Origin of the sequence: Fontimonas thermophila (assembly GCF_900113085.1) — a bacterium.
Lineage (GTDB): Bacteria > Pseudomonadota > Gammaproteobacteria > Nevskiales > Nevskiaceae > Solimonas > Solimonas thermophila.
Genome location: NZ_FOOC01000006.1, coordinates 49,304 through 63,737 on the forward strand (window position 1 = coordinate 49,304; position 14,434 = coordinate 63,737).

The window sequence follows — 14,434 nt, forward strand, 5'->3', positions numbered from 1 at the left end:
CGGCTAACTATTAGCACGCTAACATTATTGCCGCGGTGCCGCAAGCCTGCCCGCAGGAGTTTTCCCGTGTCGTCTCGTTCATGGATGTCGATCGCGGCATTGTCCGTTCTGGCCGCCTGCACGGCGCCCACGCCACCGGCGCCGCCCCCGGTTGCGGTCACGGTGATGACCGTCTTGCCTCGCCCGGCGACGGTGGAGGCCGAATACGTCGCCGAGCTGGCGGCATCCAACACCGTCGAGATCCGCCCGCGTGTCAGCGGGCTGCTTGAACGGCAGGTGGCCGTGGAGGGGCAGGCGGTGAAGAAAGGGCAGGTGTTGTTCGTCATCGACCGTCAGCCTTATGTCGCCGCGCTCGAGCAGGCCAAGGCAGCACTTGCGCAGGCCGAGGCCACGCTGCAGCAGGCCGAGCGGGATCTGGCCCGCGTGCAACCGCTGTCCGAGCTGGAGGCGGTCAGCCAGCAAGAACTCGACGCAGCGGTCGCGCGCGAGCGCGCGAGCCGCGCCGCGGTTATTGCCGCGCGCGCTGCGGTCAGGACTGCGGAGCTCAATCTCGAATACACCGTCGTGTCGGCGCCGGTCGATGGGATCGTCGGACGTGCGCAGTTCCGCGTCGGCGGTCTGGTCACCGCCTATCAGTCGTTGCTGACGACGCTCTATGACACCGATCCGATGTACGTCAATTTCAGCATCAGCGAGCAGCGCATGCTGGAGCTGCAGCGCCGTTTTGGCGCGGATGCGGCGGATCACTACCGCAATCCGGACAGCTTTCGCATCCTGCTCGCCGATGGTTCGGTCTATCCCCATCCGGCACGGCTGACCCTGGTCGATGCCGCCGTCGATCGCCGAACCGGTACACTGCCGGTCCGCCTTGAGGTCGCCAATCCCGATGGCCGTCTGCGCGATGGCCAGTTCGCGCGGGTGATCGTCGCCGTCGATCATATCGACGATGCGTTGCTCGTGCCCCAGCGTGCCGTGCAGGAGCTGCAGGGCAAGACCTCGCTCTGGGTGGTTTCAGCCGACAATCACGTACACAACCGTGATGTGCGCATGGGGCCACGCATCGGCGCGGACTGGCTCGTTGCCGAAGGCCTGAAGCCGGGGGAGACCATCGTCGTCGATGGACTGCAGCGTCTGCGCCCCGGGATCGAGGTCAAACCGGAGTCTCTGTCCGCACCGGCCGGAGATTCGACGTGAGCCGCTTCTTCATCGACCGGCCGATTTTCGCGACGGTCGTATCAATCGTCATCACGCTTACCGGTGCGATCGCGCTGGCGCAGTTGCCGATCGCCCGCTATCCGCAGATCACCCCACCGTCGATCGTCGTCAGCGCGAGCTTCCCCGGCGCCGATGCCGCCACCGTCGAGCAGTCGGTGGCAGCGCCGATCGAGCAGCAGGTTAACGGCGCTCCGAACATGCTGTACATGAGCAGCAAGAGCGGCAACGACGGCTCTTACAATCTGACGGTCACTTTCGAGGTCGGTACCAATCAGGATCTCGCTGCCGTCGAGGTGCAGAATCGCGTCGCCATTGCGCAGCGTAGCCTGCCGCAGGAGGTCCTGCGTCAGGGCATCACCGTCATCAAGCGCCAGCCACAACCATTGCTGTTCATCGCGCTGCGTGCGACCGATCCGCGCTATGACTATCTGTTCCTGTCGAATTACGCGACGCTCAATCTCGTCGATGCCCTCGCGCGGATTCCCGGTGTCGGCCAGGTCACCGTGTTTGGTGCACGCGACTACGGCATGCGTATCTGGCTCGATCCGGAGAAGATGGCACGCCTGGGGGTCACCACACAGGACGTCAGTGCCGTGCTCCAGGAGCAAAACGTGGTTGCCCCTGCCGGCACGATCGGTGGCGAGCCAGCGCCGCCGGGTCAGCAAAAGCAGTATGCGGTCAGCGTGCGCGGTCGCCTGAGCGATCCGGCGGAGTACGAGAACATCATCGTGCGCGCCCGTCACGACGGCGCGTCGGTGAAGCTGCGCGACATCGCCCGCGTCGAGCTCGCAGCCACCGATTACACGCGCTCCAGCCGTCTCAACGGCGAGCCGGTCGCCAACATCGGCATCTTCCAGTCCGCGGATGCCAACGCGCTGGATGTCGCGCGCGGTGTCCGCGAGACCATGGAGCGGCTGGCGCGCAGCTTCCCGGAAGGCATCACTTACTCGATTCCATTCGATACGACGCTGTTCGTGTCCGAATCGCTGCATGAGGTGATCAAAACGCTGTTCGAGGCTGGCGTACTCGTGCTGCTCGTCGTTTTCCTGTTCCTGGAGAGCTGGCGTGCGACCCTGATCCCGATGCTGACCGTTCCGATCGCGCTGATCGGCACCTTCTCTGCCTTCGTCGTCTTTGGGTTCTCGATCAATACGCTGACGCTGTTCGCGATGGTGCTGGCGATCGGTCTGGTCGTCGACGATGCCATCGTCGTCGTCGAGGCGATCACCGAAAAAATGGACAGCCACGGTTTGTCGCCGCGTGAGGCCGCCTATGCGGCGATGCGGGACGTTTCCGGCCCGGTGGTTGCGATCGCGCTTGCTCTCACCGCCGTATTCGTGCCGGTGGCGTTCATCCCGGGGCTCACCGGCGAGTTCTACCGGCAGTTCGCACTGACGCTGTCGGTCTCCGTACTGATCTCGGCGCTGGTTGCGCTGACCTTCACCCCGGCGTTGTGCGCGCTCCTGCTGCGGCCGAGCGCGCAGTCGCACTGGCACGGCCCGCTCGGCCGATTATTCACGGGCTTCAATCGTTTATTCCGGCGCGGCACCGAACGCTACACCGAGGCGGTGCGCCGCCGCGCCAGCCGGCCTGCGGTCGGACTCGCCGTGTTTGCGGGTGTTGTCGTCGCACTGGTTTGGCTCGTCGCGACACGTCCGAGTGGCTTCGTGCCGGAGGAAGATCAGGGTTATCTGCTGGCAGCGGTGACACTGCCACCGGGATCCTCGCTGCAGCGCACCGAGGCCGTTCTCGATCGTTTCCGTGAAATCACCGCGCAGATGCCGCAGATCGAATCGACGGTCGCGATCAGCGGTTTTTCGCTGCTCAGCGGTGTGGCTTCGCCTTCGACGGCAACTGTTTTCCTCGTGCTCAAGCCGTGGTCCGAACGCGAAGTGAGCGCGCAGCAGACGATCGCCCAGCTCAGCGCACAGACCGCGCGTTTACGCGAGGCGAACTTCGTGCTGATCAATCCGACGGCGATTCCGGGCATCGGTTCGGCCGGAGGGTTCGAGTTCATCGTACAGTCGCGCAGCGGCAGCGATCTGTCCGGACTCGTCGCCGCGGCACAGGACGTCATCGCGCAGGCGCAGCGACAGCCGGAACTGACGCGCGTGTTCACGCAGTTCAATGCCAGCACACCGCAGATCGAGTATGTGATCGACCGCGAGCGCGCCAAGGCGCTCGGCATCCCGCTCTCCGATATTTTTTCGTCGCTGCAGATGTTTCTCGGCGGCAGCTATATCAATGACTTCAACCTGTACGGACGCACTTACCGCGTGACTGCGCAGGCCGAGCCTCGCGCGCGGGCAACCCCCGATGCAGTAAACCAGCTCTACGTCCGCTCCACGGCTGGCGAAATGGTGCCGTTGTCGACGCTGGTGCGTATCCATCCCCGGCAGACTCCCGATTACATCGAGCGTTTCAACGTCTATCGCGCGGTGACCGTGCTCGGCTCGGCGGCGCCGGGCGTGAGTTCCGGCGATGCCGCGGCGGTCATGGAACGCATCGGCGATGCGCTGCCGCCGGGCTATGGCTATGAGTGGTCCGGGGTCATGTATCAGCAGAAACGGTCCGCTGGGCAGACACCGTATATTTTCGCGGCAGCGGTGATGTTCGTTTTTCTCGTGCTGGCGGCGTTGTACGAAAGCTGGGCAATCCCGTTCGCCGTACTGCTGTCGATCCCATTCGCGATCGTGGGGGCTTTTGCCGCGCTTGCGGTACGCGGCATGGCCAATGACATCTATGCCCAGATCGGCCTGGTCATGCTCGTCGGCCTGGCGGCGAAGAATGCGATTCTCATCGTGGAATTCGCCAAGCTCGAGCATGAACGCGGCAAACCGTTGCTGGAGGCGGCCGTTGCCGCGGCGCGCCTGCGCCTGCGGCCGATCCTGATGACCTCGTTCGCTTTCATTTTCGGTGCGGTGCCGATGATGCTCGCAACCGGTGCGGGTGCGGCCGCGCGCCAGGTGCTGGGGACGGTCGTGGTCTGGGGCATGTCGGCGGCTACCTTGATCGGCATCTTCCTCGTGCCGATGTTTTATGTGCTGATCCAGGGTGCGGTGGAACGCTGGCGCGGTGCGCCCGCGGCGGAGTCACGCGTATGAACCGGCGTGTCTGCATGTGCATCGTCGTGGGGATGCTCGCCGGCTGCACGCTGGGGCCCGATTATGTGCGGCCGACCCCGGATGTGCCGGCGCGATACCGTGGCGACGCCGAGGCATCGGAGGCTTCGTTCGGTGATGTTGACTGGCGCACCGTCTATACCGAGCCCGCCTTGCAGGCACTGATCGAAGAGGCGCTGCATGCCAATCTGGATCTGCGCATCGCCGTGACGCGGATCGAGCAGGCGCGCGCGCAGCTCGGTGTTGCCGGCATCGGGCAGTGGCCCCGGATCGAGGGCAGCGGCGCGCTGTCGCGCGGGGAAACGTCCGCATATGCGCGTGCGGCTGGACAGCCGCGCATCGGTGAGCGTGCCGAGCTGTCGTTGACGCTGTCCTGGGAACTGGATTTCTGGGGCCGTCTGCGGCGGCTCAGCGAGGCGGCGCGTGCGGAGCTGCTGGCCACGCAGTATGCCGCCCGTGCCCTGCACGTCGGCTTGATCGCCGATGTGGCCAGCGCCTACTACAGCCTGTGTGCGCTCGACGAGCGCGCGGCCGCGGCGCAGCGCGGCGTGCAGTCGCGCGAGGCCTTTCTCGAGCTGACCCGCGCCCAGTTGCAGCGTGGCGTCATCAGCGCATTGGATGTCGTCAGCGCCGAGGCACAACTCGCCGCAGCGCAGGCCAGCGTGCACGACATCGCGCGGGCGCGCGAGCAGGCGGAAAACGCACTGGCATTGCTGCTCGCCCGTCCACCGCAGGCATTGGCGCCGGGGGATTGCCGCGCGCCTGCGCAGGTTCCCGCCGGTCTGCCGTCGCGACTGCTCGAGCGACGGCCCGATGTGCTGCAGGCCGAGCAGGTCTTGATCGCCGCCAATGCTCGTGTCGGGGCGGCGAAGGCGGCACTGTTCCCGAATCTGGCGCTGACCGGTGCATTCGGCGCGCTGAGTACCGATGTTTCCGAGCTGCTGAGCCGCCCGGCGCAGCAATGGTCGGTCGGCGTCGATTTGTTGCAGCCACTCCTGGCAGCGGACCGCAACGCTTATCAGGTCGATCTGGCGCAGGCGCGCAAGCGCGAGGCGTTGCTTGCGTACGAAAAGACCGTGCGCACCGCACTGCGCGAAGTCGCCGATGCCTTGGTGGCGCAGGCGCGCAGCCTCGAGGCGCTGGAAGCGCAGCAGCGCCAGGTCGATGCGCTGCGTCGTGCCGAGGAGATCGCACAAGCCCGGTACCGCGCCGGATATTCGTCATATTTCGACGTGATCAACGCCGACCGCAACTTGTTCGACGCCGAGCAGGCGTTGGCGTTGGCACGGTTGAGCGCGCGGCGCGCGGTCATCGATTTGTACCGCGCGCTCGGCGGCGGTTGGTCGATGCCTTGAAACAAGGCCGTCATGGCATGACGCGGAACAGCGACAGGCGGTTGCCGTAAGTCGATGCCGTTTCGCCGATCAGGTTTTTTCCGTGGCCAGCAGATCGCTCGGTGCAAGCAGCGGCGGATGACTCGTGCGGACCTGTGAGGCGACGCGAAGCTCGCCGGCTCTGTGTTCTTCAGAATCTCGCCGGTCGGTGCAATCAGCGCGATCTAACCGTTGACATGCCAGGTCGCGAGCAGATGCTCTGCCGGCGAGGCTGAGCCTGCGGCCGGCCGTCGAGGCAGTTGGCATACAGCATGTCGCCGCGAGCCTCGGCCGGATGAAGTGGCAGCGGCCGTCGTAGAGCGGGCGGGCAGTGTAGTCATCGCCTGCGCGGACGATCGAGAAGACGTTGGTCCCACCGGAGACGAACAGACACCCATCCGGGGCGAACAACCGGTTTTCCGCATCCGGGATGGTGACCAGGGGAGTTCTGCTGCCGCAGTCGCTGCGCACGCACAGCGCCGTCGCGTCGATCCGCGGAAGCGGATGTTTCCCGTCGCTGTCAGCGCACGCGGGGAGTGCGAGCGCGGCCAGCAGCCGCGATATGCCGCTGCTTATCAGTACATCTCAAGGGCAAGCGCCACGGCTTCGCCGCCGCCGATGCACAGGGTAGCGACGCCGCGCCGGCCGCCGGTTTTCTTCAAGACGCCGATCAAGGTGGCGACGATGCGCGCGCCGCTGGCGCCGATCGGATGACCGAGTGCGCAGGCGCCGCCGTGGACGTTGACCTTTTCGTGCGGCAGCCGGTGTTCCTGCATCGCCGCCATCGTGACGACGGCAAAAGCCTCGTTGATTTCCCAGGCATCGACCTGGGCTGCGCTCCAGCCGGCTTTCTCCAGGACGCTGGCAATGGCATTGACTGGCGCGATCGTGAATTCGGCCGGCAGGCGTGAATGGCTGGCGTGCGCGACGATGCGGGCCAGCGGAGCGATGCCGCGGCGCTGCGCTTCCGATAGCGGCATCAGTACCGCCGCTGCCGCGCCATCGGAGATCGAGCTGGCGTTCGCGGCAGTGATCGTGCCGTCCTTTTTGAATGCCGGCTTGAGCGCGGGGATTTTGTCAATGCGCGCCTTGAAGGGCTGTTCGTCGCGCTCGATGCGCTCACTGCCCGACTTGCCGGGTACTTCGACCGCCGCCATCTCGAAGGCAAAACTGCCGTCCTCGTTCGCCCGTTGTGCCCGCGTCAGCGAGGCGACGGCGAACGCATCCTGCTGCGCGCGCGAGAAGCCATAGCGTTCGGCGGTGCGCTCGGCGAACAGGCCCATCGGTGTTCGCTTTTCGTAGGCGTCCTCGAGACCGTCGAGCGCCATGTGGTCGAGGATCTCGCCGTGGCCGTAACGATAGCCACCGCGTGCCTTGGGTAACAGATAAGGCGCGTTGGTCATGCTCTCCATGCCGCCGGCGACCATGACGCGTGCCGTGCCGGCGCGCAGCAAATCGTGGGCGAGCATGATCGCCTTCATGCCCGAGCCGCACATCTTGTTGATCGTCAGCGCACCAGTGGCGTCGGACAGGCCGGCCTTGCGTGCCGCCTGGCGCGCCGGTGCCTGCCCCTGGCCGGCTGGCAGGCAGCAGCCCATGATCACCTCATCGACGGCATCGGCCGCAAGCCCGCTACGTTCGACGGCAGCCTTGATGGCGACTGCACCGAGTTCGGCGCCGCTCAACGGCGCGAGCACACCCAGCATGCCGCCCATTGGCGTGCGGGCGATACCCGTGATGACGATCGGATCGGGAGGGGTCATGGCGTTCGACGACAGACTTGGGAAGGCGGGTATTCTACCGGCCGTCTGCGCTGCACGCGCACGGCGTGGTTGTGCCTTCTCGTTGAATGGATCGTATGAACATCGTGCTCACCCGGTTTGCCCGCAGCCGCTTGTTTCCGGCTTCTGGCCGGCGCAATGCCATCGTCGGCTGCACCGCCGAGGAATTCGAGCATTACGTCAACACCCATCCCCCATTGTCAGTGCTCGCCGGCTATGCGCCGTTCTGCACGCTGCACGTGCACCGCAACTGGACGCAGACGCGCTGCGGCGTTATCGAGATCACGCCAGAAAACCGCCACTTGTTACGTTCCGGTTATGAAGCACGCACGCCGGACGAGTTGCCGGTGCTGACGCGCTGGTTCGAGGGCATCGAGCCGCCACGGGCCGAATACCTGCTGGTGATTCTCTACAGCCGTGCGCAACTGGCTCTCGAAAACGATCCGATCGATGCAGACTGGGGCATCGTCGGCTGTCTGGCCACGATGACGCCGGAAGAAACGCCGTTGCCGCCCATCACGATGATGCGCAATGCATTGGGGGTGGCCGAAGGCGGCTCCGGGGTACCCCTTGACCGCGCGGCTTACTTGCGCAGCGTCGCATTCTGGGACCGCCATGCGACCTGGCGCGAATCCGCGTCTTGATCCTTGCCATAGCAAGCGCGCAAGTCCGGGCACGCCTTGGCGTGCGTGTCGTGCAAAGGGAGTTGGTTCGAGTCCTGGCGCGGGGTATGTAAAAGCCCCGGCAGTGCGGGGCTTGGATAAGGCGAATTGGTAGGCGCGATTGGACTCGAACCAACGACCCCCACCATGTCAAGGTGGTGCTCTAACCAGCTGAGCTACGCGCCTGCGCAAGCGTACAGGGGCGCGAAGGATACCGGCGCGGTGGGGCCCGTGCAAGCCGAGAGCCGTCAGCCGGGAGCGGTCAGGGCCCGGTTCCCGGGTGGACGATTCCGAAGGTATCGGCGTTGAACCAGGCATGGAAAGCGACACTGGCCACATAGCCCAGCGCGACCGCCCAGCTCCAGCGCAGATGAGCGAAGAACGTATAGATACCGCGCGCCTGGCCCATCAAGGCGACGCCGGCGGCCGAGCCGATCGACAGCAGTGAGCCACCGACACCGGCGGTGAGCGTGACCAGCAGCCAGTGACCATCGCTCATCGCCGGATCCATCGTCAGGACTGCATACATCACCGGGATGTTGTCGATCACCGCGGAGACGATGCCGACGAGGATGTTCGCAGTCCACGGCCCGAGCTGGCCGTAGAGGAATGCCGAACCCAGCGCGAGATAGCCGAGCGTGCCGAGCCCGCCGACACACATCATGATGCCGTAGAAGAACAGCAGCGTGTCCCACTCGGCCCGCGCGATCTGTTCGAAGACGTCGAGGGCGCGCGCATGTCCGGTATCCGCCTCGATGCCGCCGCGTGCGCTCAGGATCGCCTCGGCGCTCCCATTCGCCCGGTTGAGCAACCAGCCGTAAAGCTTGAGCGCGCCCAGGCCCCCCATCATGCCGAGCGCCGGCGGCAGGTGCAGCACGCTGTGCACGGTGACGGTCAGTGCGATCGTCGCGATGAACATGAAGATGATCACGATGCCGCCGCGCCGGATGCGGGGGGATTCGCCACCAATGCCGGGGCGTTCTCGCGGGACCGTGCAGGACAGGATCGCCGCCGGAACCAGCCAGTTGATCAGTGCAGGCGCAAACAACGCGAGAAATTCGTGCGCGGCAAGCCTGCCCTTCTGCCAGACCATCAGCGTGGTGATGTCGCCAAACGGGCTCCAGGCGCCGCCGGCATTGGCGGCGACGACGATGCTGATGCAGGAGGCGACGACGAAGCGTGCCTGACCGCGGCCCACGGCAAGGGCAACCGAGGACATCACCAGCGCCGTGGTCATGTTGTCGGCGACCGGCGAAATGAAGAAGGCGAGCGCGCCGGTCAGCCAGTACACCGCGCGCAGGGAAAAGCCACGTGACAGCAGCCAGATGCGTAGCGCATCGAAGATGCCGCGTTCCTCAAGTGTGTTGAGGTACGTCATCGCGACGAGCAGGAACAAAAACAGCTCGGCGTATTCGAGCAGGCTCTCGCGCACGGTATGCGCGACGAACCGGTTATCGCCGTGTTCGGCATAGATCCAGGCGATCAGCGCCCAGATCAGCAGGGCGGCGACGAGCACGGGGATGGATTTGCGCATCCCGCTCCATTCTTCGAGGATGACCAGGCCGTAGGCGCAGGCAAACACCGCCAGACTGGCATAGCCGATCCAGTGGGTGGTCAAGGCGGTGAGTACGGCCGGCTCGGCGGCCAATGCGCCCAGCGGTGTGAGCCAGGCGACTACAGCCAGGGCAGACGGGATGCGCATCCGATGCTCCTGAACTGCCGCAGCACAGCGGCGTGCGATGATAGCGGCAGGCGCTCGTGCGCGGTCAAAGCCGGTGCACGGCGGGCTATGCGGCGTCGATCAGCGCCTGCTCGCGCAGCTTGCGGATCTGGTCGCGCTTTGCCGCCGCTGCCTCGAATTCGAGATTGAGCGCATGCTGCTTCATTTCTTTTTCCAGCTTCGCGATCTGCTTGGCCAGTTGCTCCGGTGACCGCGGAACATACCGGGCCTTGTCTTCGGCGGCGCGGGATGGGCGGCCGGACAGGTCTTCATAGCCGTAGCGCATGACATCTTGCACGCGCTTGCGCACCCCCTTGGGCGTGATGCCGTGCGCTTGGTTGTAGGCGATCTGCTTGTTGCGGCGACGGGTGGTTTCGTCGAGCGCGCGGCGCATCGAGTCGGTGATGCGGTCTGCATAGAGGATGGCCTTGCCGTTGAGGTTGCGTGCGGCGCGGCCGATGGTCTGGATCAGCGAGCGTTCCGAGCGCAGGAAGCCCTCCTTGTCGGCATCGAGGATGGCGACCAGCGATACTTCCGGGATGTCCAGTCCTTCGCGCAGCAGGTTGATGCCGACGAGCACGTCGAACAGGCCCAGGCGCAGATCGCGGATGATCTCGGCGCGCTCGACGGTATCGACGTCGGAGTGCATGTAACGCACTTTGACACCGTTTTCGTGCAGGTAGTCGGTGAGATCCTCGGCCATGCGCTTGGTCAGCACCGTGACCAGCACGCGTTCCTGGCGCTCCGCGCGCATGCGGATTTCGCCGAGCAGATCGTCCACCTGGCTGGACGCCGGGCGGACCTCGACGGCGGGATCGACGAGTCCGGTGGGCCGCACGACCTGCTCGACGATCGCGCCGGCCGATTTTTCGATCTCGTAATCGCCGGGCGTTGCGGAGACGAAGATCGTCTGCGGGCAGATGCGTTCGAACTCCTCGAAGCGCAGCGGGCGGTTGTCGAGCGCGCTGGGCAGGCGAAAGCCGTACTCGACCAGCGTTTCCTTGCGTGAGCGGTCGCCGCGGTACATGGCGCCGAGCTGCGGCACGGTGACGTGTGATTCGTCGATGACGACGATCGCATCCGGTGGCAGGTAATCGAGCAGACACGGCGGCGGCTGGCCCGGGGCGCGGCCGGACAGATAGCGCGAGTAGTTCTCGATGCCGTTGCAGTAGCCAATCTCCTGGATCATCTCCAGATCGAACAGCGTGCGCTGCTCGATGCGCTGCGCCTCCAGCAGTTTGCCGACCGACTGAAAATACTTCACGCGCGCGCGCAGCTCGGCGCGGATCTCGTCGAGTACGGCGAGCATCTTCTCGCGCGGGGTCACGTAGTGGGTTTTCGGAAAGATCGTGACCCGGGGCAGTTTCTGTTTGACCTCGCCGGTGAGCGGATCGAACAGGGCCAGGGATTCGATCTCGTCGTCGAACAGTTCCACACGCACGGCATCGGTGTCGGATTCGGCGGGGTGGATGTCGATGACCTCGCCGCGTACGCGGTAGGTGCCGCGCTCGATCGTCAGCTCGTTGCGCGTGTACTGCATCGCCGTGAGTTGACGGATCAGTTCGCGCTGGTGGATGCGCTCGCCACGCACCAGGTGCAGCACCATCTGGAAATAGGTTTCCGGATCGCCGAGTCCGTAGATCGCCGATACCGAGGCGACGATGATCGCATCGCGCCGGGTCATCAGCGCCTTGGTTGCCGACAGGCGCATTTGCTCGATGTGTTCGTTCACCGAGCTGTCTTTTTCGATATAGGTGTCGGTGCTCGGGACGTAAGCCTCGGGCTGGTAGTAGTCGTAGTACGAGACGAAGTACTCCACCGCGTTGTGCGGAAAGAATTCACGGAATTCGCCGTAGAGCTGCGCGGCGAGCGTCTTGTTCGGCGCCAGCACCAGGGCCGGGCGCTGTACCTCTTGGATCACGTTGGCGATCGTGAAGGTTTTGCCCGAGCCGGTGACGCCGAGCAGTGTCTGATGCGTCAGGCCGTCGCGCAGGCCGTGCACGAGTTGGCGGATCGCCTCCGGCTGGTCGCCGGCCGGCGCCCAATCAGCCTTGAGCGCAAAGCGGGTTGGATCGCGCCGGCTCAGACGGGAGGGACCGCTCGTGATACGGGACTGGCGTTCGGACATCGGACTTTCAGCTTACACGGCCCGTGCCGGGGCGGCAGGGCATAGAAATCATCTATCGCACAACTGACGAATATGAATTGGACCGATGGGAAATCCGTGCCTAAGGTGAATAGGCACCGTCGGACACGCAGGCGGTGTGCGTGCGCTGACCCCGCAAGGGTCATGCAGGCAAAACCCCAACGATGACGGAGACCCATATGTTCAGGAAATTGCAGACGACGATCGCGGCGTGCGCCCTGGGCGCTGCGTCGCTGGCGGCGTTGGCCGGAACGGGCGTGAAGTCCGGACCGGACAACGATTACTGGTGGCCTAACCGGCTCGATCTGTCGCCGTTGCGGCACAGCGAGGCTTCGGCCAGCCCGCTGGGGCCCGACTTCGACTACGCCAAGGCGTTTTCGCAACTCGATCTGGCGGCGGTGAAGAAGGATCTGGTGCAGTTGATGCGCACTTCACAGGACTGGTGGCCGGCGGATTTCGGCCACTACGGGCCGTTGTTCATCCGCATGGCCTGGCACAGCGCTGGCACCTACCGCGCGATCGATGGCCGCGGTGGCGCCGACGGCGGCATGCAGCGCTTCGCGCCGCTGAACAGCTGGCCGGACAATGCCAGCCTCGACAAGGCGCGGCGTCTGCTGCTGCCGATCAAACAGAAATACGGGGCCGCGCTGTCGTGGGCGGATCTGATGATTCTCGCCGGAACGGTGGCGATGGAGGACATGGGCTTCAAGACGATCGGTTTCGCCGGCGGACGGGTGGACGGCTGGCAGCCGGAAGACGTGGACTGGGGGCCGGAAGGCAAATGGCTCGCCGACGAGCGGCATACCGGCAAGCGCGAGCTGGCCAAGCCGTTCGCCGCGACGCAGATGGGGCTGATCTACGTCAACCCCGAAGGTCCCAATGGCAAGCCCGATCCGATCGCCGCCGCGCACGACATTCGTGTTGCCTTCGGGCGCATGGGCATGAATGACGAGGAAACCGCCGCCCTGATCGCCGGTGGCCATACCTTCGGAAAGGCGCATGGTGCGCACAAGGTCGAGGAGTGCGTCGGCCCGGAGCCGGAGGCGGCGAGCATCGAGCAGCAGGGTCTGGGCTGGGCCAACAAGTGCGGCACCGGCAAGGGTGCGGATACGATCACCAGCGGTCTGGAAGGGGCATGGACCGTGAGCCCGGTGCAATGGACGCACAACTTCCTGCAAAACCTCTACAACTTCGACTGGGTGCAGACGCGCAGCCCGGCCGGTGCGGTTCAATGGATTCCCGCCGGCGGCAAGGGGCAGGGCCTGGTGCCGGATGCCCACGATCCGAGCAAGCGCCATGCACCGATCATGCTCACGACCGATCTTGCGCTGCGCGAGGATCCGATCTACCGCAAGATCACCCAGCGCTGGCTCGAGCATCCGCAGGAGTTTGAGCAGGCCTTTGCGCGCGCCTGGTTCAAGCTGACCCACCGCGACATGGGACCGCCATCGCGCTACCTCGGCTCGCTGGTACCCAAGGAAACCTTCATCTGGCAGGACCCGGTGCCGCCGGTCGATCACAAGCTCATCGATGACAAGGACATCGCCCGGCTCAAGCAGGACATCCTCGCCTCCGGGCTGACGGTGCCCGAGCTGGTGCGCACCGCCTGGGCGTCGGCGTCGACCTTCCGCGTGACCGACTACCGCGGCGGCGCCAACGGGGCACGCATCCGCCTGGCGCCGCAGAAAGACTGGCCGGTGAACCAGCCCGAGGAACTTTCGCGCGTACTGTCCAAGCTCGAGGCGGTGCAGAAGCGCTTCAATGACTCGGCGCGTGGCGGCAAGCGCGTGTCGCTTGCGGACGTGATCGTCCTCGGCGGCGTCGCCGCCATCGAGAAGGCGGCTGCGGATGCCGGGCACAAGATCCGCGTGCCGTTCACGCCCGGACGCACCGACGCTACGCAGGAGATGACCGACGTCGAATCGTTTGCCTATCTGGAGCCGACGGCGGACGGTTTCCGCAACTACCTGGCCAAGGATCATCCGCAGCCGCCGGCCGAGGCGCTGGTGGAACGCGCGGCGCTGCTCAATCTGACCGCGCCCGAGATGGCCGTGCTCGTCGGGGGCATGCGCGTGCTCGGTGCCAACGTCGGTGGCAGCACGCACGGCGTGTTCACCGACCGGCCCGGGCAGCTCACCAATGACTTTTTCGTCAACCTGGTGGACATGTCCACGCAGTGGCAGAAGTCCGCCACTACCGAGGGCGTCTATGAAGGCCGCGACCGCAAGACCGGGAAGGTCAAGTGGACGGCGACCACGGTCGATCTGATCTTCGGCGCCAACTCCGAGCTGCGCGCGCTGTCGGAGTTCTACGCCTCGCGCGATGCCGAGAAGAAGTTCGTCGAGGACTTCGTCAAGGCCTGGACCAAGGTGATGAACGCGGACCGCTTCGACCTGAAGCGGGCTTAAAGCTCGT

8 protein-coding genes and 1 tRNA gene are annotated in these 14,434 nt (G+C 65.3%); 5 read left to right on the forward strand and 4 right to left on the reverse strand.

The features are described from left to right. Positions 1–66 precede the first annotated feature (66 nt). From BMZ48_RS07485 to BMZ48_RS07495, 3 genes are read left to right on the forward strand one after another with little or no spacing between them, the layout of a single operon-like run. Positions 67–1,194 carry an efflux RND transporter periplasmic adaptor subunit gene (locus BMZ48_RS07485; protein WP_159431121.1) on the forward strand — a complete coding sequence of 376 codons (1,128 nt, stop codon included), beginning with the start codon at positions 67–69 and terminating at the stop codon, positions 1,192–1,194. Further along, positions 1,191–4,319 (forward strand): efflux RND transporter permease subunit, encoded by a 3,129-nt coding sequence (locus tag BMZ48_RS07490; protein WP_091533483.1) that lies wholly within the window; start codon positions 1,191–1,193, stop codon positions 4,317–4,319. The genes BMZ48_RS07485 and BMZ48_RS07490 overlap by 4 nt, the downstream gene beginning before the upstream one ends. Further along, complete coding sequence (locus BMZ48_RS07495) at positions 4,316–5,692, forward strand: efflux transporter outer membrane subunit (protein WP_091533484.1); 1,377 nt, start codon at positions 4,316–4,318, stop codon at positions 5,690–5,692. The genes BMZ48_RS07490 and BMZ48_RS07495 overlap by 4 nt, the downstream gene beginning before the upstream one ends. Before the next feature lie 593 nt (positions 5,693–6,285). Here BMZ48_RS07495 and BMZ48_RS07500 read toward each other — a convergent pair. After that, entirely contained in the window at positions 6,286–7,473 is a 1,188-nt protein-coding gene (locus tag BMZ48_RS07500; RefSeq protein WP_091533485.1) for an acetyl-CoA C-acyltransferase, read from the reverse strand. Between the two features lie 95 nt (positions 7,474–7,568). Here BMZ48_RS07500 and BMZ48_RS07505 point away from each other — a divergent pair, with 95 nt between their 5' ends. After that, positions 7,569–8,135 (forward strand): DUF3228 family protein, encoded by a 567-nt coding sequence (locus BMZ48_RS07505; protein ID WP_091533486.1) that lies wholly within the window; start codon positions 7,569–7,571, stop codon positions 8,133–8,135. A gap of 127 nt (positions 8,136–8,262) precedes the next feature. Here the strand turns inward: BMZ48_RS07505 and BMZ48_RS07510 are convergent. From BMZ48_RS07510 to uvrB, 3 genes are all read right to left on the reverse strand, one after another. After that, a tRNA-Val gene (locus tag BMZ48_RS07510) sits at positions 8,263–8,339 on the reverse strand. Positions 8,340–8,415: 76 nt separating this feature from the next. After that, positions 8,416–9,855 carry a sodium:proton antiporter NhaD gene (gene nhaD, locus BMZ48_RS07515; protein WP_091533487.1) on the reverse strand — a complete coding sequence of 480 codons (1,440 nt, stop codon included), beginning with the start codon at positions 9,853–9,855 and terminating at the stop codon, positions 8,416–8,418. An 85-nt stretch (positions 9,856–9,940) separates the two neighbouring features. Further along, complete coding sequence (gene uvrB / locus BMZ48_RS07520) at positions 9,941–12,001, reverse strand: excinuclease ABC subunit UvrB (RefSeq protein ID WP_091533488.1); 2,061 nt, start codon at positions 11,999–12,001, stop codon at positions 9,941–9,943. A 197-nt stretch (positions 12,002–12,198) separates the two neighbouring features. Between uvrB and katG the strand changes: the two genes are divergently transcribed. Next, the gene (gene katG / locus BMZ48_RS07525; protein WP_091533489.1) at positions 12,199–14,427 is read left to right on the forward strand and encodes a catalase/peroxidase HPI; all 2,229 of its coding nucleotides are present in this window, start codon (positions 12,199–12,201) and stop codon (positions 14,425–14,427) included. Positions 14,428–14,434 lie beyond the last annotated feature (7 nt).